Source organism: Bacillus sp. SSR7 (assembly GCF_055902415.1).
Window position 1 is genome coordinate 44,341 of the sequence record NZ_JBVVXV010000006.1, and the last position, 23,625, is coordinate 67,965.

General features: G+C 34.5%; 28 protein-coding genes and 1 pseudogene. 10 read left to right on the forward strand and 19 right to left on the reverse strand.

Annotated features, from left to right (window positions below; all coding sequences use genetic code 11):
- Window positions 1-10 precede the first annotated feature (10 nt).
- Window positions 11-898 carry a GNAT family N-acetyltransferase gene (locus AC0NJG_RS13215; RefSeq protein WP_474063138.1) on the forward strand — a complete coding sequence of 296 codons (888 nt, stop codon included), beginning with the start codon at window positions 11-13 and terminating at the stop codon, window positions 896-898.
- Window positions 891-1,585 (forward strand): annotated as a pseudogene (locus AC0NJG_RS13220) (class I SAM-dependent DNA methyltransferase). Before AC0NJG_RS13215 ends, AC0NJG_RS13220 begins: the two are co-directional and overlap by 8 nt.
- A gap of 21 nt (window positions 1,586-1,606) precedes the next feature.
- Here AC0NJG_RS13220 and alr read toward each other — a convergent pair.
- Window positions 1,607-2,782 (reverse strand): alanine racemase, encoded by a 1,176-nt coding sequence (gene alr, locus AC0NJG_RS13225; RefSeq protein ID WP_087953066.1) that lies wholly within the window; start codon window positions 2,780-2,782, stop codon window positions 1,607-1,609.
- 171 nt (window positions 2,783-2,953) lie between these two features.
- Between alr and AC0NJG_RS13230 the strand changes: the two genes are divergently transcribed.
- Window positions 2,954-3,415, forward strand: a complete 462-nt coding sequence (locus AC0NJG_RS13230) for a DinB family protein (RefSeq protein ID WP_087952769.1) — start codon at window positions 2,954-2,956, stop codon at window positions 3,413-3,415.
- A 7-nt stretch (window positions 3,416-3,422) separates the two neighbouring features.
- Here the strand turns inward: AC0NJG_RS13230 and AC0NJG_RS13235 are convergent, their stop codons facing one another.
- The 4 genes from AC0NJG_RS13235 to AC0NJG_RS13250 all read right to left on the reverse strand — a co-directional run bounded on the left by AC0NJG_RS13235 (window position 3,423) and on the right by AC0NJG_RS13250 (window position 6,461).
- On the reverse strand, window positions 3,423-4,199 hold the full coding sequence (locus AC0NJG_RS13235) for a Cof-type HAD-IIB family hydrolase (RefSeq protein ID WP_308901136.1): 777 nt from the start codon (window positions 4,197-4,199) through the stop codon (window positions 3,423-3,425).
- 6 nt (window positions 4,200-4,205) lie between these two features.
- Entirely contained in the window at window positions 4,206-4,796 is a 591-nt protein-coding gene (locus tag AC0NJG_RS13240; protein WP_474063139.1) for a histidine phosphatase family protein, read from the reverse strand.
- A 265-nt stretch (window positions 4,797-5,061) separates the two neighbouring features.
- Complete coding sequence (locus tag AC0NJG_RS13245; RefSeq protein ID WP_087952772.1) at window positions 5,062-6,030, reverse strand: SPFH domain-containing protein; 969 nt, start codon at window positions 6,028-6,030, stop codon at window positions 5,062-5,064.
- Window positions 6,031-6,032: 2 nt separating this feature from the next.
- On the reverse strand, window positions 6,033-6,461 hold the full coding sequence (locus AC0NJG_RS13250; RefSeq protein WP_087952774.1) for an NfeD family protein: 429 nt from the start codon (window positions 6,459-6,461) through the stop codon (window positions 6,033-6,035).
- 272 nt (window positions 6,462-6,733) lie between these two features.
- On the opposite strand from AC0NJG_RS13250, the gene AC0NJG_RS13255 reads away from it, so the two are divergent.
- Entirely contained in the window at window positions 6,734-7,948 is a 1,215-nt protein-coding gene (locus AC0NJG_RS13255; RefSeq protein ID WP_140421226.1) for an MFS transporter, read from the forward strand.
- A 45-nt stretch (window positions 7,949-7,993) separates the two neighbouring features.
- On the opposite strand, the gene AC0NJG_RS13260 is transcribed toward AC0NJG_RS13255, so the two are convergent.
- The 5 genes from AC0NJG_RS13260 to spoIIP form a co-directional block, all read right to left on the reverse strand.
- A complete protein-coding gene (locus AC0NJG_RS13260) occupies window positions 7,994-9,469 on the reverse strand; it encodes an amidase family protein (RefSeq protein WP_474063140.1) in 1,476 nt (491 codons plus the stop codon).
- Window positions 9,470-9,655: 186 nt separating this feature from the next.
- The gene (locus tag AC0NJG_RS13265; protein ID WP_000217587.1) at window positions 9,656-10,102 is read right to left on the reverse strand and encodes an NUDIX hydrolase; all 447 of its coding nucleotides are present in this window, start codon (window positions 10,100-10,102) and stop codon (window positions 9,656-9,658) included.
- Between the two features lie 23 nt (window positions 10,103-10,125).
- A complete protein-coding gene (locus tag AC0NJG_RS13270; RefSeq protein ID WP_087952780.1) occupies window positions 10,126-10,866 on the reverse strand; it encodes a M15 family metallopeptidase in 741 nt (246 codons plus the stop codon).
- 11 nt (window positions 10,867-10,877) lie between these two features.
- Window positions 10,878-11,375 carry a GNAT family N-acetyltransferase gene (locus tag AC0NJG_RS13275; RefSeq protein WP_139867518.1) on the reverse strand — a complete coding sequence of 166 codons (498 nt, stop codon included), beginning with the start codon at window positions 11,373-11,375 and terminating at the stop codon, window positions 10,878-10,880.
- Between the two features lie 222 nt (window positions 11,376-11,597).
- Entirely contained in the window at window positions 11,598-12,752 is a 1,155-nt protein-coding gene (gene spoIIP, locus AC0NJG_RS13280) for a stage II sporulation protein SpoIIP (RefSeq protein ID WP_087952784.1), read from the reverse strand.
- Between the two features lie 88 nt (window positions 12,753-12,840).
- Here spoIIP and AC0NJG_RS13285 point away from each other — a divergent pair, with 88 nt between their 5' ends.
- Both AC0NJG_RS13285 and AC0NJG_RS13290 read left to right on the forward strand, forming a co-directional pair.
- Window positions 12,841-13,140, forward strand: a complete 300-nt coding sequence (locus AC0NJG_RS13285; RefSeq protein ID WP_087952786.1) for a hypothetical protein — start codon at window positions 12,841-12,843, stop codon at window positions 13,138-13,140.
- A gap of 1 nt (window position 13,141) precedes the next feature.
- Window positions 13,142-13,447: a hypothetical protein gene (locus AC0NJG_RS13290; protein WP_033677760.1), complete on the forward strand. Its 306-nt coding sequence runs from the start codon at window positions 13,142-13,144 to the stop codon at window positions 13,445-13,447.
- On the opposite strand, the gene AC0NJG_RS13295 is transcribed toward AC0NJG_RS13290, so the two are convergent.
- The 4 genes from AC0NJG_RS13295 to cbpA form a co-directional block, all read right to left on the reverse strand.
- Window positions 13,420-13,947 carry a DUF1572 domain-containing protein gene (locus AC0NJG_RS13295; protein WP_087952788.1) on the reverse strand — a complete coding sequence of 176 codons (528 nt, stop codon included), beginning with the start codon at window positions 13,945-13,947 and terminating at the stop codon, window positions 13,420-13,422. The two genes, AC0NJG_RS13290 and AC0NJG_RS13295, sit on opposite strands and share 28 nt — an antisense overlap.
- A gap of 17 nt (window positions 13,948-13,964) precedes the next feature.
- A complete protein-coding gene (gene csaA / locus AC0NJG_RS13300; RefSeq protein WP_001263035.1) occupies window positions 13,965-14,294 on the reverse strand; it encodes a chaperone CsaA in 330 nt (109 codons plus the stop codon).
- 66 nt (window positions 14,295-14,360) lie between these two features.
- Window positions 14,361-15,698, reverse strand: a complete 1,338-nt coding sequence (gene brnQ4 / locus AC0NJG_RS13305; protein ID WP_474063174.1) for a branched-chain amino acid transport system II carrier protein BrnQ4 — start codon at window positions 15,696-15,698, stop codon at window positions 14,361-14,363.
- Window positions 15,699-16,137: 439 nt separating this feature from the next.
- Window positions 16,138-16,785: a cyclic di-AMP binding protein CbpA gene (cbpA, locus tag AC0NJG_RS13310; RefSeq protein ID WP_087994535.1), complete on the reverse strand. Its 648-nt coding sequence runs from the start codon at window positions 16,783-16,785 to the stop codon at window positions 16,138-16,140.
- A gap of 244 nt (window positions 16,786-17,029) precedes the next feature.
- Here cbpA and AC0NJG_RS13315 point away from each other — a divergent pair, with 244 nt between their 5' ends.
- The 3 genes from AC0NJG_RS13315 to AC0NJG_RS13325 all read left to right on the forward strand — a co-directional run bounded on the left by AC0NJG_RS13315 (window position 17,030) and on the right by AC0NJG_RS13325 (window position 19,899).
- A complete protein-coding gene (locus tag AC0NJG_RS13315; RefSeq protein WP_474063141.1) occupies window positions 17,030-17,899 on the forward strand; it encodes a hypothetical protein in 870 nt (289 codons plus the stop codon).
- Window positions 17,900-18,107: 208 nt separating this feature from the next.
- Window positions 18,108-19,415, forward strand: a complete 1,308-nt coding sequence (locus AC0NJG_RS13320; RefSeq protein WP_474063142.1) for a hemolysin family protein — start codon at window positions 18,108-18,110, stop codon at window positions 19,413-19,415.
- A gap of 1 nt (window position 19,416) precedes the next feature.
- Window positions 19,417-19,899, forward strand: coding sequence for a DUF456 domain-containing protein (locus AC0NJG_RS13325; protein WP_474063143.1), 483 nt, complete (start codon window positions 19,417-19,419; stop codon window positions 19,897-19,899).
- Window positions 19,900-19,923: 24 nt separating this feature from the next.
- Here the strand turns inward: AC0NJG_RS13325 and AC0NJG_RS13330 are convergent, their stop codons facing one another.
- The 4 genes from AC0NJG_RS13330 to cls all read right to left on the reverse strand — a co-directional run bounded on the left by AC0NJG_RS13330 (window position 19,924) and on the right by cls (window position 22,686).
- A complete protein-coding gene (locus AC0NJG_RS13330; protein ID WP_087994534.1) occupies window positions 19,924-20,544 on the reverse strand; it encodes an NAD(P)-dependent oxidoreductase in 621 nt (206 codons plus the stop codon).
- Window positions 20,545-20,645: 101 nt separating this feature from the next.
- A complete protein-coding gene (locus AC0NJG_RS13335; protein WP_001045960.1) occupies window positions 20,646-20,825 on the reverse strand; it encodes a hypothetical protein in 180 nt (59 codons plus the stop codon).
- A 187-nt stretch (window positions 20,826-21,012) separates the two neighbouring features.
- Window positions 21,013-21,471: a spore coat protein gene (locus AC0NJG_RS13340; RefSeq protein WP_173601425.1), complete on the reverse strand. Its 459-nt coding sequence runs from the start codon at window positions 21,469-21,471 to the stop codon at window positions 21,013-21,015.
- Between the two features lie 30 nt (window positions 21,472-21,501).
- Window positions 21,502-22,686, reverse strand: a complete 1,185-nt coding sequence (gene cls / locus AC0NJG_RS13345) for a cardiolipin synthase (protein WP_140421225.1) — start codon at window positions 22,684-22,686, stop codon at window positions 21,502-21,504.
- 160 nt (window positions 22,687-22,846) lie between these two features.
- On the opposite strand from cls, the gene AC0NJG_RS13350 reads away from it, so the two are divergent.
- Window positions 22,847-22,933 carry a YjcZ family sporulation protein gene (locus AC0NJG_RS13350; RefSeq protein WP_000505094.1) on the forward strand — a complete coding sequence of 29 codons (87 nt, stop codon included), beginning with the start codon at window positions 22,847-22,849 and terminating at the stop codon, window positions 22,931-22,933.
- A 126-nt stretch (window positions 22,934-23,059) separates the two neighbouring features.
- Here the strand turns inward: AC0NJG_RS13350 and AC0NJG_RS13355 are convergent, their stop codons facing one another.
- On the reverse strand, window positions 23,060-23,566 hold the full coding sequence (locus AC0NJG_RS13355; protein WP_000141171.1) for an acyl-CoA thioesterase: 507 nt from the start codon (window positions 23,564-23,566) through the stop codon (window positions 23,060-23,062).
- Window positions 23,567-23,625: the final 59 nt, after the last annotated feature.

The following is a 23,625-nucleotide window of genomic DNA, read 5'->3' on the forward strand; positions in this document are numbered from 1 at the left end:
GGGTTATGAAATGAATATTGAACAAAAGAAATTTTTAACAGCAAACGATATTCAGCAAATGAAAGATTTAGCTCATATATGCGGACAACACGATCAAATTGATTACTCGTCAGATTTACATGTAAACTTTTTAACTGCTCGTAATAAAGAAGAGATAAATGATTTTCTATTTTATGACGATACAAAATTAGTCGGTGTATTAAGTATATATGACTTTGAAAGACCAACAAAACTGGAGTTGATAGGCTTTGTTCATCCGAGCTATAGGAAACAACATATAGGCACGACTCTTTTACAAACCGCAATGAAAGAAATACGAATAAGAGTGGCGGATGAAGCGCTTATTATTATGAATGGGGATTCTACTTCTGGGAAAGAATTTGCAAAACATATGGAGTTACCTTATTTATATAGTGAATATAGTATGGAATTCAAAGCAAAAGAAGTTCAAAAAACAGCACAGAATACTATACAGCTTACTCTTGCATCTTCAGAATCACTTCTTGATCTTATTGAAATTTCCAGTAAAGCTTTTGGAGATTCCGTAGAAAATACTACTACATGGTTACAAAAGATGATGAATTCATCTTCCCATCAAGTTTATAGTGCTCGTATCAGTGAAGAAGTGATAGGAACGATTACAGTTTCTGAGCAAGAGCAATCTACTACACTATCAGGATTCGCCGTCCATCCTTCTTATCAAGGTAAAGGATACGGCAAAGATATTCTTAGGTACATGGTACATACCCTTATTACAGAAGGAGTTTCAACAATTGAATTAGACTTCGAAACGAAAAATAACAATGCTTTAAAACTATATACACAATGTGGTTTTGAAATTAAAACGAAGCATGACTATTATAATGTAATGAATTTCAGGGTAAATACATATGTCTAAAAAACTAATTTATTCTGATTATGATATTTTCGCATCCATTTATAATAAACATTGGGGGCATTATGCTGAACATGCCTATCTACTTTTGGAAAAACTCGTTTTACAATATGCACCACCACATTCTTATATTTTAGATCTTTGCTGCGGGACTGGTCACCTTACTAAGAAATTAATTGATAATCATTTTGTAGTAACTGGTATAGATGGTTCTGCTCAAATGATTGAATACGCACGTCAAAACGCTCCAGACGCAGCCTTTATCGTCGATGATGCTCGCAATTTCAATATGTTATCTCTACTGGCGATAGCTTAAACCATATTTTGAAATTAGATGAATTAAAAAGTGTTTTTCATAATGTTTACTCCGTATTACATAGCGAAGGTACATTCGTATTTGATATGAATATGGAGAAAGGTTTTCTAGAAAACTGGAGCGCGTCCTTTCACATTTCAGAAACGGAATATGTTTGTACAATTGATTCTACATATGATAATGAAAATAAAAAAGCAATCATGAACTTTATACTATTTCAACATGACATAGATCATAATTGGACAAGAAGTGACTTTTCATTTGAAGAAGCTTGTTATTCAAATGAAGAAATAATTTCTTCGCTAGAATCCGTAGGTTTTAAGAACATTCAATCACACGGTACAAATAGAGCATTTTTCATTTGTCAAAAATAAAAAAAACTGAATCATAACGATTCAGTTTTTTCTTAGTATATTTACAACAGCAGTCGTTTCATTATTTTCTTTATACACACGTGGAATTCTTCTATCTAACATACATGTAACTTCATAATTAATTGTACCTAACATATCCGCTATTTCTTCTACTGCGATGTTTTCTTCGCCTTGTTTACCGTAGAATACTACTTCGTCTCCTACTTGTACTGGCATTGCTTTTGAAACGTCTAGCATGAGCTGATCCATACAAACACGGCCAATAACAGGTACCCGAACTCCATTTATTAATGCGTGCCCTTTATTAGATAACTGACGGTTATAGCCATCCGCATAACCAATCGGTACAGTTGCAATCCATTCTTCACCAGTCGTTACATACGTATTCCCATAACTTACACCGCGATTCTTTTTCGCATGTTTAATATGAGCTACTTTTGATTTTAACGACAACGCAGGCTGTAACGAAACAACTGAATGATCTACCTCTTTCGAAGGGTACATTCCATAAATTCCAATACCTACACGAACCATATTTTGAAATGTATTGCTAAGTTCCATTGAGCCCGCACTATTTGAACTATGAATATATGGGATATGAATTCCTAATTCTTTTGCTGCATTGACAGCTTTCTCAAATAAACTTGTTTGCATATTCGTATATGATTTATCGATTTCATCTGCCGTAGAGTAATGTGTAAACATTCCTATTACCTCCACATACTCCATACGGTTCAATTCTTCTAAAAATGGTTTAACCTCTTCTTCTTGTAAACCGATACGACTCATTCCTGTATCAATTTTCACTTGAATTTGCGCTTTCTTTTGAAGACGGTTTGCGATTTCATTTATACCTTGTAAATCTTCACTTCTATAAACAGTCATCATAACGTCATATTGAATTGCCTCTTCCGCAGCCGCTACTGACGTATAGCCTAAAATTAAAATCGGCACGTTAATTCCTGCTTCTCTTAACTCTATCGCTTCATCTACAAATGCAACTGCAAGCTGATTTATTCCTGCTTCAATAGCAGCTTTCGCAACTTCAACTGCCCCATGACCATACCCATTTGCTTTTACAGCAGCCATCATTGCAATGTTTTCATCATTTACTCGTTTTTTAAATTCTTTTACATTATGTTTTACTGCATTTAAGTCAACTTCAACAATTGTATCTCTTCCATATTTCAAACTCATTGGTCTAACTCCTAACTCAATAATTGCATTCCATTCTACTTCACGTTTCATATGACCTTTTACAATATAATACTTTTCAATATGCTAGTCAAACTACTAGAATTTTCGGAATTTTGAGTATGATATAATACCCTTAAGAAATTATTATATACGGAGATGAGGAGAATTTCAATGTTTGTTCAATCTGCATTACATCAATTAAAAATTGCTGTTGATAGTTCTATTCAAATGCTTAACCAATATAAAGAAGACGAATTAAAAATACAACCAATTCACTCGAAGCGATCATTATTTGAAATGTGTGCACATCTTTCTCTTATTTGCCATGCAGATCTACTCATTTTAAACGGCAGTACGGAAAAAGAGTTACGTACCTTTTATAAAGAGAATAACCCTAAAACAATTGCTCATATACAGCAAACGATGCTCCAAGGATATGAGTTACTATCTAAAACTTCTTTATCTTATTCGGATGAAGAATTAGCAGAAATTAAGACTACTTATTGGGGTATTTCTTATTCACGATTTGAATGGTTGCTTGAAATTGTTGCACACTTTTATCATCATCGTGGACAAATACATATTTTATTATGCGAGCATATGAAAGACCCTAACATACCTTTATTTCAATAAAGGTATGTTAGACGATATGAAACTTTTCTAAGGCAAATAAAATACCGCCTTCACTTGATTTTTTTGTAACGAAATCAGCTTTTTTCTTTAACTCTTCTCCACCATTTCCCATCGCAATTCCCAGTCCTACATACTGCAACATCTCAATATCATTTCCACCGTCACCAAAAGCAATGGCTTCTGATTTGCAAATTTTCAGGTGCTCCAATACTTTTTGAATTGCAGTTAACTTCGATACTTTACTATCTTCCAATACATTCATAACGTAATCATGAAAACGCTCAAACGTAAGTGTTGAATATCTTTCAAGAAATTTTTGAGCTTCTATTTCATCTGCATACAGACATAAACAATAGATTTCTTCTGACAAATCCCTGCTTTTTTCAGGATACTTCTCTAAATTCAACGTCTCGCTAAGCGCTTGCATTACACGCTCATTATCCGAGGCTATTCCGTTCATTGCAAAATCCTCGGTAAAATAAGAAATACCGTGACCATGTAATTCAGCAAATCTCGAGATATCATGAACGATTTCACGTGAAAGTACTGATTTATGTATAACTTTTTCACCACATTTTATATGGGCACCATTTGCAGAAATAAACGTATTTATGCCTAGTTCCATAAATTGCGAACATAAGCTATAGGGTCTCCCTGTCGTAACAACTACATGAATCCCTTTATCTATTAACCTATGTATCGCTTCCTTTGTACTTTCGTGCATACTTCTATCAATCTCACTTAAAAGCGTACCATCAACATCGAAAAATACAACTTTGTACATAAGTCTCTACATCCCGTCCAAATGATTCGTATCATTAATGAAATGTACCATTTTTTGTTCACCGTCAATTTCAATTAAGCTTATTCCCGTATCTCCCATTTTAAAATAATAGTCCATTGAAATTGGCATTTTGAAAAACGCACGTAATAGACTATTTATTACACCACCGTGTGCAACAATTGCAATTCGGTCATATGTATTCTCTGTCACGATTTTAGAAAAGATGCCTTCTATTCTCATTCTAAATTCAATAAATGATTCCCCATTTTCAAAACGATCATGAAGAAACTTTGGCTCTGGATATTTTTTTGCCTCTTCAAACGATAATCCGGCTTGAACTCCATTATTGAACTCCATTAATTCCTCTTCTAATTGAATTGAGCACCCAATTCCTTCTGCTAATGTTTCACCTGTTTCACGAGCACGTTTTAATGTACTTGCCCAAATGAAATCTGGCGAAAAATCTGCTTTCACTTTCTGTACAAGTCTTTGCACTTGCCTCCTTCCTTTTTCTGTTAATTCAAAGTCAGCTCGTCCTTCATGCACCTGTAAAATGTCCGCTTCGGATTCACCGTGACGTATTAATAATATTTGCACTTGTTTCCCACTCCCTCCATTTAACATCCATAAAATCCCATTATATCATATTTGAAATTTTCTTTAACAAAAATATATTACTTTGACAGTTTTTTAACCCATCTAGTAAACGTGTTAATCCACTTAACAATTCCAAGCACTCTAAACTTATTATTCTGTCAAAAATGACAAACAACAAATTCCTATCCATAATGACAAAGGACTAATATTTTTATCCTACCCAAAAATAAAAAGAGAAATGGCATCCCATTTCTCTTTTTCACTCTTATTGTTCTTTTTCTGTATCATTTGAAGGTAGTTTCTTCGCTTGTTTTTCTTTGAAAATTTCTCCAATTGCTCCAAGAGTACCAAGTGTTTCAATTGCATTAGATGGAATAAACACTTTATTTGCTGGTCCTTTCGCAACTTCAGCTAATGATTCAAATGATTTGTAAGCAAGTATACGTTCATCTAAATTTGCTTCACGAAGTAATTCAATTCGGTTTTGCTCTGCTTTTGCAATTTCCTCAATCGCTCTTGCTTCCCCTTGCGCTTCTAACTCTTTCGCTTCTTTAATACCTTCAGCTTCTCGAATACGTGCCTCTTTATCCCCTTCAGCCATTAATATTTTACTTTGCTTCTCCCCTTCAGCACGAAGAACTTTATCTTGTTTTGCAGCTTCAGCTTCTAAAATAATTGCACGTTTATTACGTTCTGCTTTCATTTGCTTTTCCATCGAAGCTTGCACATCTTTCGGCGGATTAATATCGACAACTTCAACACGTTCAATGCGAACGCCCCATTTTTCTGTTGCTTCATCAAGCGCTAAGCGAATTTCTGTTGAAATTTTTTCACGCCCAGATAACGTTTCATCCAGTTCCATTTTACCAATGATTTGACGCATCGTTGCAGAAGTAATGTTACGTACACCATATTCATAGTTCGAAATGCCATATGTCGCAAGTTCTGGTTCCACAATTTGATAGAAAATAATCGTATCAATCTCTACTTGTACGTTATCTTTCGTAATTACTTTCTGCGGTGGTACATTCGTTTGTTGAATCCGTAAGTCATGATATACACGAACGCGATCTACAATCGGGATTAAAATATTTAATCCTGGGTGCATAATACGTTGAAACTTACCAAATCTTTCAACGACTCCAACTTTTTGCTGAGGAATAATTTTGATTGTCAATGCGATAAATGTCACAACAATTAGTGCAAAAATAATCGTTAGCGTTAATGCTATCATATTTATTCACTCTCCCTTTTTACTTGTAATATAGTACTATGCCTCTTTATAACAATAACTTTTTCTCCAGCATCAATTGGATCATCCGCAATAGCTGTCCAAGTATCTCCATCCACCTTCACAATACCATTCGTTTCATTTGTAATCGCTTGCATAATAATCCCTTTTTTACCGATTAGCATATCTACTGTATCAGTAAAACCTTTTGCTTCTCGAAAGTTTTTTGAAATTCTTTTCGTAAAGAAAGTCAATGTTAAACTTACAATCGCGCCAACAATAACTTGTAAAAATAGAGCATCGGGGGCAAATAAAGCAATAAGACCTCCGACAACAGCTCCAATCCCAAGCCAAAGCATGTAAAATGTAATCGACAACATTTCTGCGATAAATAAAATACCAGCTATTATAAACCAAATTACCCAAGCAGCCATATGCAACCCTCACTTTCTTTCTCATTTTCTATATGTATATGAAGAAAAGAATGGTTTATCCGCCCTTTCTCATACGTGGGCGCTTACTACAAGCTATTGTACATATTCACTGTTATAATGAGTATTATTAAAATACTATATTAATATATTCTTCATTATACATGAAATTTCCTTTCAAAAAGTGACAAAAAATTTAATTCTTTCAAAATTTTATTTTTTAATTATAATTATTATAACTACTTTCATATTTTTCCAGAAAGGTTGTGTGCTTATTGCAAAAACGTTCATTGACTTACTATTTAGGATCCAAAATATGCATTACTCTCGCTGACATCGTATACGTAATGATTATTACAACTCATATGTATATTACAACTAAATCAGCTACATTAACTGCCCTGTTTCCATTGCTCCAAGTCATAACTAATCTTATAGCAAATACATCTGCACCACTTATCATGAATCGTTTTCCATCTTATTCATTACTGTTTACACTACAATGGATAAAAACTGCTCTATTATTTTTATTAATGATATTATTCCCGGTCCTTTCCACAAACATTGTAGCACTATTCATTTTCATTTTTTTCATTTCATTATGTAGTGGCTGGAGCGCTCCATTACTATACGGTATTCTTCCGCGCCTTACACCGAAAGAAAAATTAGTAAAAGTAAATAGTATTTTTTCCTTTTCCACACAAATTGCACAAGCCGCTGCTTATTCATTTACAAGTGTTATTGTGCTTCTTATCGGTGCTTCTTCTACACTCATGATGAATAATATTTTGATGATTTTCGGATGTGTTGCACTACACTTTTCATTACGATCCATACATACTGAACGAGTAATAGAGCCTTCTTCAAAAGGTGCTGCTTTATTAGAAGGTTGGAAACTCTTATTTCAAAATCCTTCTCTCCGTACCGTTACATGTATGGACTTAATTGAAACTTTCGCAGGGACGATATGGATCGGCGCTATTACGATGGCTTATGTAACGACCGCCCTTCATAAAGGAGAAGAATGGTGGGGATATATTAATACAAGTTATTATGTCGGGACGTTAATTGGTGGTCTATTAGCATGGAAAATGAGTCCATACATTCAAAACAATTTAATACGCTCTATGGCGATAGGTTCTCTTCTGTTTAGTATTCTTACATTTTTATATGGTATGACAAGTAGCGGATTTATTGCGCTGTTCCTATGCATTCTAATGGGCCCATGTTACCAAATTAGAGATATTTCTCAAACAACTGTTTTACAATCCAGCGTCGCTCCATCTTTATTATCAAAGATGTATACAGCTCACGGCGCTCTTCTCTCAACAGCTTCTGGCCTTTCTATGCTGAGTGTTGGCATTATTACCGATTTGTTCGGTGTTCGTACGATTTATATCCTTGCTTCAATCCTTATATTGTGCTCTGCTTGTTTATCATTTAACTTATTAAAATATGATAAGACAAAGCAAGAAAACATGTCACTTTAATAAACAAAATAAATAGGACAGGATTTCCTGCCCTATTTATTTTGTTTATGATAAGTTAGGAAATTTCCGATGCTTTGTCACTTGTTCAAAAGCGTATGCGAGTTTAATTAAAGTCCCCTCACGAAAAGCAGTGCTTGCAAGCGTAATTCCAAATGGTCTCCCGTTATCCATATATCCCGCAGGTATTGCTATAGACGGATAACCTGCTTTCGCACATATAGTGGAGCCTATATAAGAAGGGAACAGAATCGCATCAAGATTATATTTTTCCAGTGCAAAATCAATGCCTCGTTCTTGTGAAAAATATATATCTTCTAATCTTGCATTTAAATATTGTGGATTTCTTAACGTATTAGGAAAATCTTTTCCTCTTTCTAACTTAGTTTGTCCATATCTCAGAGCTCTTTCTGCTATGTTTTCATTAAACTCCATTAACTCTGAAATAGAATGGACTGGTATAGTAGAAGGCAATTTCGAAAGATAGTTATCTAAACTATGCTTTAATTCATAGAGCGATACACCCCAGCTCCATTCTCTATGAAAAGACGGAATATTAATATCCTCTACTACTGTCGCACCCTTACTACGTAATACTTCAATTGTTTCCTTAAACAAATTCTCATCATACTCACCAGATTCATAATAATCTTTTGGTGCGTTGTTATATACACCAATCTTTGTTCCATTTAAACCGTTAACATCCAAATACTTTGTATAATCATATTCTGCTATCCCTTCACTTTTACGAGTAGCTACATCTTTCTCATCTACCCCTGTTAAACTCCCTAGCAAAATAGCGGCATCTGTTACTGTTCTAGCAAACGGCCCCGCTGTATCTTGCGAATACGTAAACGGAATAATGCCTCTACGACTAATTAAACCAACAGTCGGTTTAATACCGACTACAGAGTTTTGAACAGCTGGACTCAAAATAGAACCATCCGTTTCTGTTCCAACCGATATTACTGTAAAGTTAGCAGCAACTGCTATGGCAGATCCTGTACTTGAGCCCCCAACAAACATATCATCCTCACCCGTACCGTAAGGGTTTATTGTTTGCCCACCTCTTGCACTATATCCAGCCCACATTTCAAATGACATTGCATTTGCTAATTCTGTCATATTTGTTTTCCCTATTATCACTGCTCCTGCTTCTCGCAGCTTCGTAACGAGAAATGCATCTTCACTACTTATATGTTGTTCTAGCGCAATCGTACCTGCACTTGTATGCATAGAGTCATTCGTTTCAATATTATCCTTAAGTAAAACCGGTATACCATGTAATGGGCCTCTTACACCTTTTGTTTTTCTTTCATGATCTAACGCTTCTGCAATAAAGATAGCCTCCGGATTGATTTCTAAAATAGAATTGATTTTCGGTCCGTCTTGATCATACTTTGCGATTCTATGAAGGTAATACATAACTAATTCTTTTGAAGTTAATTGCCCAGCTTCCATCATTGCTTGTATATCATAAATTGTTAATTCTTTTTGTAGTAGTGTATTGAACTGAATCTTCATCGTCATTCTCCTTCTATAAAGCCTTTTATTGATAACATGTATCTATTACTTGTTTATTTTCTCCGCTCCTCGCATATACAAATACAATCCAATTAAAAGAATTCAACTTACCACTGTAAAAACCTTTTATTTCCTGAAAAACAGAAAAAGTCTGAAACGAATCAACTTCCGCTTCAGACTCTTTTATTATTTTACATATACCTCATCTAACAAATGTAAAAACTCACCTTGTTTCCCCGCTAATTCAGGACATTTTGCAATATCAATCCATTCGTAGCAAAATACTAGGCCTTCATCTTCCTCACCGGCACTTACAATATGTTCCCAACGATCTTTTACATCTGTTAGTAATGTTACGTGAAAGAAATGGCGTTTTTCATATTCCTTTTTTTCTCTCACATGTATGATGTAATCAGCTAGGAATCGTTCTATGCATAAATGACGTAACCCAGACTCTTCTTGTACTTCACGTAAAATCGCTGCTTCTAGCGTTTCCCCTTCGTCAACTGTTCCCCCTGGCACTTGTATACCAGCTTCAGGTATATCACGATGTTTAAAAACAAGCAGTTGCATAACTCCTTCTTTTTCTCTTGTCACATATGCGTGTACTTTTTTCTTATATAACACCGTCATAATCCTTCTCTCCCCTCAATTGTTCACTGCGCTACTTCTTCAAGTGTCAGTTGATTTTCATATAAATATGTAGCTTGTGGATTTCCCACATATCTCACGTGCCATGGTTCAAATCGATAGCCCGTAATCGATTCTTTCTCTTTTGTATATCGAATGACAAAACCAAATTTATGGGCATTTTCAGAAAGCCACTGCCCTTCTTTCGTTTCACCAAAAATTGTCTCTAACTGAAACTTAGCAGATTGTGATGTGATATCCATAGCTAGTCCTGTTTGATGTTCACTCGTTCCAGGAACTGCACTCGACATTGCTGTTTTTGCTTCTCCATCTTGCTTTTTATACATCGTATTTAACGCTTTTTGCCGATCAAAAGATCTAAATCCAGAGACTGCAAATAAGAAAACACGCTCTTTATCCGCTTGCTGAAACATTTCCTCAAGCGCACCGGCTGCCTCTTTCCTCATTTTTTTCTTTTCTTGATCACCTTCATTAGAGTAGCGCACTTTCGGAATAACTAAATCTGGCGGTCTATACCCATCTGGTAAGCGTCTACTTTTATTCACAAGCACAAGCATCGAATTCGGATTACTAATTACCGCAATATCCCCATCCATATTCGCAATCGTTTCTTTCGCTTTCGGAAATATGTTATTTACATTCACCTCGCGCGCTTGCTTATCCTTATACATTTTATAATTGATTCCCGCTACTCCAACAATGAGTATCGCCGCTACGATACCAAGTAGTATCCATCTTTTTTTCATATAACGACCTCTTATTTTAATAATTTGGCCATTTCATACTCATCGATGTTCTCTCCATCGATAATAAGAGCAGCTCTTTTGACACCTTCCTTCTCAAATCCAGCTTTTTTATATAGTGCCTGAGCTCTTGTATTGTGGGCCATTACCGTTAATTCTAAACGCCATACATCATGTAATCTTGCCCACTTCTCGACCTCTTTAAACAATTTAGTCCCAATACCTCGCCCACTATACTCTTGCAAAATCCCAATTACAATACTTGCTACATGTCTCTTTCTTTGAATATGATTTCCATTCACTAAAATAAACCCTACTATTCTCTCTTCTTCAACTGCTACCAATATTGTTGCATATTTATTTTCTACAAAGCGCTGAATCATTTGCTCTTGTTGCTCAGCTGTGAATTTCCTTTCTCCTGGTTCATACAACATAAATTTCGTTTCTTCATCTAATTGCTTACTTAATTGCAAAAATGATGCTGCATCTTCTACTTTGATTTCCCTAATCACTTCAATCACCCTACCAATTTCATAATAAAAAGCTTTCCTTGTAAAAAGATTTTCTCTACTTTCCCGAAAATCCCTTTGTAAATCTCCCAGTATAATTTGACAAATTTCGATATTAGTATAACAACGACAAATTATGTCTATTATGTGACATCTCATCATTACAAAAAAACGCAAGCATTACACTCACGTTTTTCAGACTCTCCCACTAGTTTATGTTTCACTTTATCCATTCACTTTTTCAGCCTGCCAGAAATATTCACCAAACGCTTTAGCTAGCGCATCAATCGATCGATTTAATTCTTCCTCTGTATTATCTACGCCACCAACTTCAATTAATATCGCTTGTCCTGACAAATCTTGATTGTAGACACCATTTCCTGTTTGGAATCCTTTTTGAATGACACCACGACTAACGCCTGGATATTTCTTACTAATCGTCTCATGTAAAGCCGTTGCTAATTGCAAGTTTTTTTCATAGTTTTTGTTACCTTTCCCTACTACAAACGCAAGCTTCGCATATGATTTATCACCGATTATTTTTGTCGTGACATTTTTCCGAGCACTATCACGATGTAAATCAAAGAAGTATTGTAATTCTTTATTGCCGGCCATTGCTTCTTGTACAATTTCCCGTGACATTTTATAAGAACTATTACTATTTAACCCTTTACTAATCAACTTTTGACCAACATCAGTCTTGTCGTTAGTTGCTCCGATTCCTTCATTTGCTAATTGTTCACGAAATCGGTCGCCGACTATTGAAATATTTGTGACTGAACTTGTCGCTTTATTCGGATTTGGATCATTTGCTAAATTCAGTAGTGGCAAATACGATTCCCAACTATGCGTATGATAAATAAATGCAACTTGTCGTTTTCCTGTCGTTTGAGCTGGTTGCTTTTTCTCTTTATTCGTATCCGGCTTTTGGACCTGTCCACCTTCTCCAGTCCGTTCTTTTACTACTTCTTCAAGTGGAACGCTCGACTCTATAGGCAAGTTAGAATAATTTGTTCCTTCACCCGCAATAACAATTTCTGTATCGTACTTACCGAAACCAGGTAGCTCTTTGCCGACAAAACTGCGTACATCGTTAAAACGAATATTCGTAGCCATAGAAAAGAGAAACGAAGATATTGAAAAATCTTGATTTAAATTTCGATATTCCTGTGTAAAATAATGATTCTCTTTCCCAAGAACGTACATGTAACCATTCATTGATAACTCATTTAACCAATTATATAAATACGTTGACTTTGTCTCTTTCATAGAGGTTACCATCATACTAATAAGAAAAAAAGTCGCTAGTACTGTAGCAATAATAAATAATACTAACTTACGTACACTCGTGAATTTCACATAAAAAAAGCCTCGATTCATACTATCACCTCTCTATTTCAAGTTATGTACAAGCTCTAGAGAATAGACCGTCTAAATTCCGGCTATATTGTTAATGAGGTGAAATGAATTGAAACTACTAATAGGAACACTACCCATTGTACTATCATTTATTTTTTATTGGCTTGCTAAGCATCCTACCATCCGTGTTGCGTTACATATTTCAGCATATCTAGCACTTTATGTACTCGGTACAATCATTTCTATTCATATATATGATGTTTTAATACAAGACTTAGTTTTTATGACAAGTATTCATGGGATTTTACTAAATCCATTTTTTCTTATATCAGGAGCGTATATAGGGATATACACTTTGTACCTACTTTTGTCCTACATGATTACAAATATAAAAAATGGAGCGCAATGAAATGCAACCACCGTTCATCTGTCATACATGCAAAAAAAGAATTACGCGAAAGAAAGATCTTATTACTACCACATGGTACTTCCGCTTTTATGTATTTCATAGTGATTGTTTTAAACGACAGCAAGTTTTTATCTCACGATTTATCCCTGTGAATACACTTATTAATTTTTTTCTTATTATATATGGGCTGATTGTTGGTAGCATTCTTATGACTGCAGAGCCATCTATCATTTGGCTTGTTTTCTTACTTCCAATTTTATATCGGTTTCTTTCCTATTATTATGTTGAACGTTTTTTTTCTAAATAAAAATTAGACTTTCCTCTAGGAATACTTAAACATTCCCACTCATTTTCTTTTAACATTTTACCGATGTAAATCATTTGTCCAATATGCAAAGCATAATGAGAAATTTGTCTTTCAATTGCTTGCATGACAGTATGTGCTTCACCGCGAATATATACCGTCTGCAATAAATGTTCTGGCGTTAGCGCATTCATCGTTTTAAAAACATATTCCCAACCTTCATTCCATGCTGCGAGTACCTCTTTCTTAGAAGAATAACCACCTTCAAATTCAGCATCTCGGTTACGATCTATTTTTTCACCGTCAGATGTTAAAAAATCCGTCCATCTAGATCGCATATTACCGTGCAGATGCTTAATTATAATTGCTATGCTATTTGTTGCTTCATGAGAAGACCATTCAATCTGTTCATATGATAATTGTGAAAGCACCCGTTCCCCTTGTTTCTTTGTTGCTTCAAAATTCGAAATGGCACACTGTACGTATTCGCGTCCAATATCCATGTTCCCCCGCCTTTACATTAACTAATTTTTGTTCCATTTGGTAATTCCATATTAGGCTGCAGTAATACAACATCACCCGCTTCAGGTACTCCTCCTAAAACAAGCACTTCTGATTTAAATCCAGCTACACGTTTTGGCGGGAAATTTACAACAGCAACGATTTGTTGACCGATTAAATCTTCTGGGGTATATCTCTTCGTAATTTGAGCACTTGACTGCTTCATTCCAAGCTCTCCAAAATCAATTTCTAGTTTAATCGCTGGAACTCTCGCTTCTTTAAATTCCTCTGCATGTGTTACAGTCCCAATCCGTAAATCCAAAGTTAAAAAATCTTCAAAATTAGCCATTTTATCACCCCTTCCATTTATTACTTAGACAAAACAAAAAAATCTCCTTTAAAAAAAGAAAGGCGCCTAAGCACCTTTCTTTTGTAGTTCACTTGATTCATTTGTTTTATAGAAGAAGAAACCGAGGATCCCGCCAATACATGATGGGATTAACCATCCTATTCCTTCTTTATATAATGGTAACATTTGTAGTACGTTAGAAATCGCGTCAATTTTAATCTTCGCACTTTCTAAACCGTTAAAGAAACTAATTAACAACGCACCTAAAATAGCTCCAATATAAATGGTATTACGCTTCCCAATCCATTTATGGAAGTAAGAAAGTATAATTAATACGATTGCAACTGGATAAATGATCATTAACACTGGTAAAGTAACTGCGATTAATTGTGTTAAACCTAGGTTAGATACAATTAAACTAAATACACATACCATTGTTACAATCGTTTTATGAGAAAGTTTTGGGAATAAGTTTGTAAAGAAGCCAGCACAGGCTGATGTTAATCCAACCGAAGTTGTTAAACAAGCAAGTACAATAACAAGTCCTAATAAAATTTTACCACTTGTTCCATATAACTCATTTACAACATTCGTTAAAATAAGTCCACCATTCTCTGATACCCCAAGTGATGTACTTGTTGAACCAAGATAAGCAAGTGATAAATAGATTAACGTTAAACCAAGTACAGCGATAATACCTGATACTACTGTTATTTTTGCAATTTGATTACTCTCTTTTATTCCTTTAGAGCGGATAACTTGTACAACTACAATTCCAAATACAAGCGCACTAATTGCATCCATCGTTAAATATCCTTGAATAAATCCACCAAAGAAAGCATTTTCCTTGTATGCCTCTAGCGGTGCAGCTGGTTCTCCAATCGGATCAACAATTGCCTTTCCGACAATTACAGCAACAATTAATACTAACAATGGTGTAAGAAATTTCCCGAACCAATCCACTAATTTTGATGGATTTAAAGATAAATACCAAGTTATTCCAAAGAAAATTATAGTGAAAAGAAATAGCATGTACCATTCGGAAACTAATGCCTCTGATAAAAATGGCTTCATACCCATTTCAAATGAAACGGCTCCCGTACGCGGAATCGCGAAAAAAGGTCCGATTGCTAAATAACTAATCAATGGGAAAACAAACGCAAATATAGGGTGAACTCTAGAAGATAGCGCTTTCAAGTCCCCCTCTACAAACGCGACAGCTGTTACAGCTAATAGGGGTAATCCGACTCCCGTTACAAGGAATCCAATTGTAGCAACCCAAACATTCTCTCCAGCTTGTTGCCCTAAAACTGGTGGGAAAATTAAATTTCCTGCTCCTAAAAATAGTGCAAATAACATTAAACCAATTGCTACCGTATCACCTGGCCTTAAACGTCCCTTCATGCTTTTCATTTGCATAGCACTTATTCATTGTTTATCTCTATTTTCACAATATGCTATGCATCCTCCTCTCTGTTCAAGCTGATAAAATATGCCCCTTACAAAGCAGTGTCTTTCTCCATAATTTCTCCATTCCCCTTATTTTTACTCTAATTATTAATTTTTGATTTTTGATTTTTTTGAATTTTCAAATCATTAGAGTGGTATTGCGCGGAGTATAGTTGTCAGACCTCTTTGTTTTTATCACACATATAGTAACATATTTAGTTGAAAAATAAAAACATATTTTCAAATTGACTTTTTTGAAAATCAAAATTATCTACATTTTTTATTCTTTTGCACAAATATTGTTTCAGACTCACTTATTATCCTATCGTTATTTTCAAATAACTTTATACACATAACATAACAAAAGCCATCCAACATAGACGGCTTTTGCATGTTATTCTATCGTTTCAACTTCACGTGGATTTTTCATCTCTTCCACATACACAACTCTAAATCCGTGATCTTCTAAATCTTTCAATAACGTCTCTAATTCACCATCGTTAAACTCTTCTCCTAATGTAAACATAATTCTACGAACTAATAAGGCATCATTATCAAAAGTCATTAAACTTTGGATACCTGTATATTTTTTTAATACTGTCGATAATTTTTGAATAGCCCCATTATAATCTTGTGTCCCAATCATGACAGAATATTTACTAGAATGAACACCCCAGGCATCTTCTAATAGCTCAAAAACCTTTTTATGCGTTAAAATCCCAAGAAATACTCCTTTTTCATCAACTACTGATAAATAAGGTAATTTTTTTATTGTAAAAAATACTTTAAAGAACGAAGAATCTTCTCTGACATATCCTTCTTTATCATTTAATAATTGTAATACATTTTCTTCCAGTGAACCTTTATATTCTAAAATATCTACTTTATATATATTCCCTAAATATTTCTCTTTTTTTTCATCTAAAACTGGTACACAACGATAACCAGTTTTATTTAAATGCTCTAGTGCTTCCCCTATCGTAATTGAACTTGAGCAAAATAAAACTTCCCTTTTCGGCACATAATTCCCTTTAATCCTCATAAACAGCCTCCTTATGTTAAAATACTTTCTGTGCCATAACTATATTATATTTTCAGAAAAAAATAAATAATTTATTTTATTTTTCTGAAAATTATTCATTTTCTTGTCATAATTTATTCACGTTTCATTCAATTCTATCCACTACAATACTAAACTTCTTTAAGAAAAATATATTGTAACTTACTCCGAAAAAAGCTAAAATAAGAATAAGAATTTTCTGAATATTCAAAGAGTAGGTGATTACATGTCTTTATTGCGCTCACATATATATAAATTTATCGTTGGTGTTCTCATTATATTTATCATTAGTCCTATTCCAGCTTTATTCATTACACATAAATACTCATACATCACCGGCTTTATAAGCATTTTCCATAACTTTGCACAACTTTCTTCGATGACAATTCCAAAGATTGATTGGATGCACGAATCTATCTTTTTCTCAGCAAATCAGATGGTACATACTGCTAATCAATCAACACCGTTATTCCCTTACATGTGGGAAATATATTTTTTATCGATTGTTCGTTTTACCTTTACACTTGTGATCGGATTCTTCATCAGCTTAGGGATTGGCCATTTATTTTTTAAAGCACCTCAATCGGTTAAAAAGTTCACTTCTTTATTAAGATGGATACCTTATTCTTTATGTACTGTATTATTACAATGCGCAGTCTTATTACTACTCCTATACATCACAAAATTTATAAAGATTCCTTACTACTCATCTTTTATCATCGTTTGTAGTACTTCCATGATTATCGTTATGCAAGCAATAAAAAAATGGATTCCTTTCTTAAGTAATACAAATGAATATGAAATAAAACAAGCTTCTTTCCTTGTAGATACATTGTTTTTAGCTCTTACTTCGAATCATAAATCTATTTTAGGTTCCATTATTCTTTCATTCGTTTTTATGGAATGCGTTTTTCACGCAAATGGACTATTGCAATTTATTGTTCAATTCGGCGGAAATACCCCTATTATTGTTACAATTAGCTTATTGCTTTTGTATATCCCGTATTGCGTACTCTCATTCCTTCAAACACTATGGACGACAAACCACTTTAAACAACAATCATACGCTTTAACGAGAAGTATTCCAAAACCTTAATTTGAAATAACCCTCTAGAATCTGAAAGTAGGGGGTTATTCCTTTTGTATAGCGGACAAAATAACAGCAAATTCAAAAACCATTGCAGAAACATACCAATATTTCCCCTTTTTCTTTGACTATTCTTTTCATTTGGATTTATTATAAAAGTATAACATAATTGCAGGAGGTGACATCTTTATTCCAAGCGACGGAATAGAGAATACACTTGGACATATTAAATATTTTTCTCATCTTTGTACTTATCCTTATTTCCGGCTTTTTCGTTGCATCAGAATTCGCTGTTGTAAAAGTACGAAAAAGTCGAATTGACCAGCTTGCAAATGAAGGCAATAAACAAGCTTTAGCTGCAAGAAGTGTCATATCTAATTTAGATGTTTATTTATCAGCTTGTCAGCTCGGGATTACAATCACTTCTTTAGGACTTGGTTGGCTTGGTGAACCGACTGTGGAACATTTACTACGACCGCTCTTTGAAAAGATTAATATTACTGGAACAATGGCAAATACTTTATCCTTTATTATCGCTTTTAGCGTGATTACATTTTTCCATGTTGTATTAGGTGAATTAGTTCCAAAGTCTTTTGCAATTCAAAAAGCAGAGGCAATCACACTTAAGTTTGCACGACCACTTATTTTATTTGATAAAATTATGTATCCGTTCATTTGGTTACTTAATAGTACGGCTATCTTTTTCACAAAACTACTCGGTTTAGAACCTGCGAAAGAAAATGAACTGGCCCATTCTGAAGAGGAACTACGACTCATTTTAGGTGAAAGTTTCAAAAGCGGCGAAATAAATCAAGCCGAATATAAATATGTAAATAATATTTTTGAATTTGATGATCGAGTTGCGAAAGAAATTATGGTCCCTCGTACAGAAATAATTTGCTTATCTACTGAAAATACGTTAGAAGAAAATATGGATATCGTGGCAACTGAAAAGTATACACGCTACCCTATCATCGAAAAAGATAAAGATGATATTATCGGTATGATCAATACGAAAGAAGTATTTCATGATCAAACGAAAGGCATTCATAAGCCACTTGAATCTTACATACATCCAGTACTAACTGTCTTTGAAACTGTTCCAATTCGCAAAACGTTAGTTCACCTACAAAAGAATCGCGTTCAGATGGCAATCGTTATGGATGAATATGGTGGTACGGCCGGACTTTTAACAATGGAAGATATTCTCGAAGAAATTATTGGAGAAATTCAAGATGAGTTTGATGCGGATGAATCACCTATGATTGAAAAGCGTACGCCGAAGCTTACTGTTTTAGACGGTAAGGTGCTCATTTCTGAAGTAAATGATATGTTTGGCCTACATATTGATGATAGTGATTTAGATACCATTGGAGGTTGGCTCCTCTCTCAAGCAGTGGACTTAAATATTGAGGCTGGTTATTCCATTGAATTTGCCGGTTTTCAGTTTAAAGCACTAGAACTTGATGGACATCAAGTGAAAAAAATTGCGGTACATAAATTAGACACGAAGAAGGAGCTATAAAGTGACAGTATTATTGACAATCTGTATCATTGCCTGTTTTATTGTTTCATTTCTTTCCTTTATTTACCCTATCATTCCAGGCATCCTCGCTGTCTGGGCTGGATATTTCATTTACCATTTCGGTATAAAAGGTGGCGAACTAACAACTTCCTTTTGGATTATTCAAGTCATTTTCACACTATTCATTTTCGTTGCTGATTTTATTGCAAATGGATATTTCTTAAAAAAATACGGAAGTTCTAAATGGGGAGAACGTGTCGGTATGATTTCTATCATTGTCGGCTCTTTCTTTTTCCCACCATTCGGTTTAATTATCATACCGTTCTTATCGGTATTTATTACAGAACTAGTACATAAAAAAGCGCCAAAAGACGCCTTTCTAGTAGGAGTTGCTACTGTAGGTGGTTTTTTAAGCAGTACAGTTGCGAAAGCCATTCTCCAAATCATTATGATTATCATATTTGTATGTTATATCATCTTTTAACCATCCCATTTCGGGATGGTTTTTTTAATAGGAAATACCTACTCGGCTATTCTCATATTGGTTTTCACTACACAGATTCCACGTAAATTGCGCTGTATCACCAACTGTTATTTTTGCTCCTCCTTCTGGTAATACATCTTTTTCAGTTCGATATATACCTGTCATATCACCGTCAATTAAATGCGTCGGACAAACGACCGTCCAGCATAAATTACTACTACTAAGTATCTTATATGCAGCTAAATGATCTTCTGCTGCTGTTGTCGACTTTCTCTTTGATTCCGTTGATTGAAAACGATATAAATTTAGATTTGTTCTTGCTTGTAAAATACCGGCTGTTCCTATTGTAATGATTTTACGAACTCCTTCTTCTTCCATTTTCTTTATAATTTGTGGCATACTCTTCGCTAACGTCCCATTTTGATCCGTTCCAAGTGCACTAATTACTATATCGCTTCCTTCTATCGCTTTCTTTATATCATTTTCATTTAATACATTACCTTCTATAACTCGTAATCTTTCATGATTTATTTCTACTCTACTTGAATCACGCGCTAATGCAGTCACTTCTGCTAAATCTTTTAATGCTAATTTAATTATGTTTGAACCTACTCGCCCTGTTGCTCCCAATATACATACTTTCATTTGTTTTCCCCCTCTTTCATTCTTTCTCTATTTTTCAATAATCTCAATCAATTTACAACAAAAAAGCTTCCTCACATATAAGAGGAAGCTCTATTATTACATTATTTCTTTTCTTTAGAATCCGTAGACTTCTCAGTTCCACTTGTTTCTTTATCCTTTTTATCCTCTTGTTGTGTTGTTGTATCGTCTTCTTTCTTCTTGTCCTCACCTTTACTACAACCTACCATTAATAAAGAACTTGCAAGTGCCATAGCAGTTAATGATTTAACCCATTTGTTCATTTGCGTTTCCTCCTTTTGATAGAATATGTACAATCCCATATTACTCTCTATTTTTAAAGGAAAGATTGAAAAATAGTAAATAAACGGTAAATATTTGTAAATTTTCTGATAATAGATATGTACATATAGTCATTTTTTCTCCACGAAAAGTAAAAAACTAAGGCACCTATCTTTCCGCCTTAGTTTCTTATGCAAACTTCTCCTTTTCATATACATGTTTAATCTTATACTCTTTCTTCACGACATATTGCCATACACTATAGGCATAACGATTCATTTTCAGGAAGCAGTTTTCTAAAAATGAGCGAAATTCTGGATTTGCAACTTCAACTGCCACTTGAGCAAACTTTAACGCTAACCGTTTCAAATGCGAAATATAACAAGTTGCAATATAAATATCACCTGTATATTTACTATCAGTTTCCTTTTCCATTTCATGAAAATGAAATGAAATTGGTTCACAAGTTATATGCTGTACATTCTCTCCTTCTTGAAAATTCACTTGTTCATTATATGCTTGCAACATATATGGTAAATGATGCTGTAATAGCTCCTTTAATTCTTCGTCTCTTACCTGTCCTGTATACTCCCCAACCTTATATATAAGCATATAACTATACCTCATCAATTCTTTCATACAATTCATGAAAATGCCTCCCTACTTTTTGTCTATATGCTATAAATATGATGCTATAACATTTGCTATTCTTGCTAAAAACCAATCCCATTTACTAATTTTCTCAAAATCTTCTTCCGAAAATCTTTTTGATTTATGGAAGTCTTCTTTTAGTCGATCCCATACGTCAGCAACAACTGTTTTATCATATACGACACAGTTAGATTCACAATTTAAATAAAAACTTCTATTATCAAAATTCGCTGTGCCTATATCAACAATTTCTCCATCAATGATTGTTACTTTCCCGTGAAAAAAACCATTCCGATATTGATAGATCTCCGCTCCAGCATGGTTCATCTCTCTCAAATACGGGTAGGCAGCTTGTTTTAACAATACTGCATCACTTTTAAATGGTACGAGAATTTTCACATTGACACCGCGGTTTAATGCACCTTTTAACGCTTTCATCATTTCTTTACTTGGTACAAAATATGGCGTAGCAATAATTAAAGACTTTTTAGCCTGCTTTATAAGCGCTCCATATTTTTCCCATAAACCTTTTCCGTCTGAAAATAAATATTGGTATTTTACATTCCCAATTGCAGGTAGACTTTCATGTACAGGCATTTTTTCTCCCGTATCTTCTTTCCAGTCAGCTGCAAATTTTCTTTCCATATCCGTGGCACCATTCCCCTTAACTCGTACATGATAATCACGCCACGGGCCAAATTTCGGATCTTGTCCAAGGTATTCCTTTCCGATGTTAAAGCCGCCGATATATGATACTTTTCCGTCTATCGTAACAATTCGTCTATGGTTTCGCTGATGCAACGAATAGAATAAATGTTTCAATTTAGGTTTTTTACTAAACGTAAACTGGACACCATTGCTTTGTAGTTGACGAATTATCTTTTTCTTCAGCTTATATCCACCTATTCGATCGACTGACAAATTCACTTCTACTCCGCTAGATGCCTTTTTCTCGAGCAACTGCAAAAACTCTTTGCTTATTTCATCTTTACCTACAATATAAAAATGGATATATATGTACTTTTCCGCATTACGTATATCCTCAAATAATTTCGTATATAACTCTTCACCGTTCGTATACAGTTGAAATTCACCTAAACGAACTTGTCCTACTTCATATTCACTAGCCATTTTTTTCCCCATTTCCACATCGATGTTCATCCAAATGAATACACCTATTACACAAAGGATTACAACGAAAAAGTGTTTCATGGATATTTTCCTTTCTCCACTTACTGTTATTTCTATATCTTCCCTTTTTTAATACAATATCATTCAAGAAAATATGTCATTGCATGATATATGTCCATATCAAACGATAGCTCATTTGCATATTGTATGTTGTATCTTAAAATAAAAGGAGGAAATAACAATGGGCTTCGCACATGGTAATGGATTCGCGCTATTAGTCGTATTATTTATCCTCTTAATCATCGTCGGTGCTGCTTGCTTCTGCTAAGTAGTTACAGTCATATGATATGTGGATGAAAAAACTATAAAAGCGGACACCTATTTTTAGGTGTCCGCTTTTCATATGAAAAACATTTCAGTCCGTTATAATACCTTTAACGACTTAATATTCAACTTAAAAAGTTAGTAATGTGGCTACTTTCTTACTCTCCGCCTTACGTATATGACGTTGTTCTGCACGCAATACAGCAATGCGATGTAATTCTTTCTCTTCTTCTGTTTCAGGAATTACTCGAGGAACTGGAACTGGATTGTTCTCCTTACTAAGTGCAACAAAAGTAACAAATGACGTTGCTGCGATGCGCTTCTCACCTGAAATTAAATCTTCCGCTACTACCTTCACAAATACTTCCATAGACGTTCTACCCGTCCAAATTACAAAGGATTCATAACTCACACAATCGGTAGAACGAACAGGATGTAAAAAATCTACCCAATCCATAGATGCTGTGACGCATTCTTTTCTTGCATGCCTCGTTGCTGAAATAGAAGCAACCATATCCATCTCGGCTAATATCTTTCCACCAAATAACGTATTATGATCATTTAAATCTGTTGGAAATACTCGGCTCGTTTTGAACACCCTTGATTCATTGGCTGTTTTCCCCTTTACTTCTGTCATTGTTATCACCCCTTTAATGATGTATCCCTAATATCTCAATCATCACTATACTAAATGAA

Coding starts and splice junctions, on each gene's coding strand:
- AC0NJG_RS13245 (WP_087952772.1), bottom strand. CDS start 6,030: ATGATAGCATTAACGCTAACGATTATTTTTGCACTAATTGTTGTGACA.
- AC0NJG_RS13295 (WP_087952788.1), bottom strand. CDS start 13,947: ATGGATATTGGACGCGAATACGTACAGTGTGCCATTTCGAATTTTGAA.
- AC0NJG_RS13315 (WP_474063141.1), top strand. CDS start 17,030: ATGTCTTTATTGCGCTCACATATATATAAATTTATCGTTGGTGTTCTC.
- spoIIP (WP_087952784.1), bottom strand. CDS start 12,752: ATGAATCGAGGCTTTTTTTATGTGAAATTCACGAGTGTACGTAAGTTA.
- brnQ4 (WP_474063174.1), bottom strand. CDS start 15,698: ATGAAGGGACGTTTAAGGCCAGGTGATACGGTAGCAATTGGTTTAATG.
- AC0NJG_RS13340 (WP_173601425.1), bottom strand. CDS start 21,471: ATGAATTGTATGAAAGAATTGATGAGGTATAGTTATATGCTTATATAT.
- AC0NJG_RS13335 (WP_001045960.1), bottom strand. CDS start 20,825: ATGAACAAATGGGTTAAATCATTAACTGCTATGGCACTTGCAAGTTCT.
- alr (WP_087953066.1), bottom strand. CDS start 2,782: ATGAGTTTGAAATATGGAAGAGATACAATTGTTGAAGTTGACTTAAAT.
- cbpA (WP_087994535.1), bottom strand. CDS start 16,785: ATGAGGATTAAAGGGAATTATGTGCCGAAAAGGGAAGTTTTATTTTGC.
- AC0NJG_RS13265 (WP_000217587.1), bottom strand. CDS start 10,102: ATGACGGTGTTATATAAGAAAAAAGTACACGCATATGTGACAAGAGAA.
- AC0NJG_RS13290 (WP_033677760.1), top strand. CDS start 13,142: ATGCAACCACCGTTCATCTGTCATACATGCAAAAAAAGAATTACGCGA.
- csaA (WP_001263035.1), bottom strand. CDS start 14,294: ATGGCTAATTTTGAAGATTTTTTAACTTTGGATTTACGGATTGGGACT.
- AC0NJG_RS13260 (WP_474063140.1), bottom strand. CDS start 9,469: ATGAAGATTCAGTTCAATACACTACTACAAAAAGAATTAACAATTTAT.
- cls (WP_140421225.1), bottom strand. CDS start 22,686: ATGAAACACTTTTTCGTTGTAATCCTTTGTGTAATAGGTGTATTCATT.
- AC0NJG_RS13330 (WP_087994534.1), bottom strand. CDS start 20,544: ATGAAAGTATGTATATTGGGAGCAACAGGGCGAGTAGGTTCAAACATA.
- AC0NJG_RS13350 (WP_000505094.1), top strand. CDS start 22,847: ATGGGCTTCGCACATGGTAATGGATTCGCGCTATTAGTCGTATTATTT.
- AC0NJG_RS13250 (WP_087952774.1), bottom strand. CDS start 6,461: ATGGCTGCTTGGGTAATTTGGTTTATAATAGCTGGTATTTTATTTATC.
- AC0NJG_RS13355 (WP_000141171.1), bottom strand. CDS start 23,566: ATGACAGAAGTAAAGGGGAAAACAGCCAATGAATCAAGGGTGTTCAAA.
- AC0NJG_RS13215 (WP_474063138.1), top strand. CDS start 11: ATGAATATTGAACAAAAGAAATTTTTAACAGCAAACGATATTCAGCAA.
- AC0NJG_RS13235 (WP_308901136.1), bottom strand. CDS start 4,199: ATGTACAAAGTTGTATTTTTCGATGTTGATGGTACGCTTTTAAGTGAG.
- AC0NJG_RS13270 (WP_087952780.1), bottom strand. CDS start 10,866: ATGAAAAAAAGATGGATACTACTTGGTATCGTAGCGGCGATACTCATT.
- AC0NJG_RS13230 (WP_087952769.1), top strand. CDS start 2,954: ATGTTTGTTCAATCTGCATTACATCAATTAAAAATTGCTGTTGATAGT.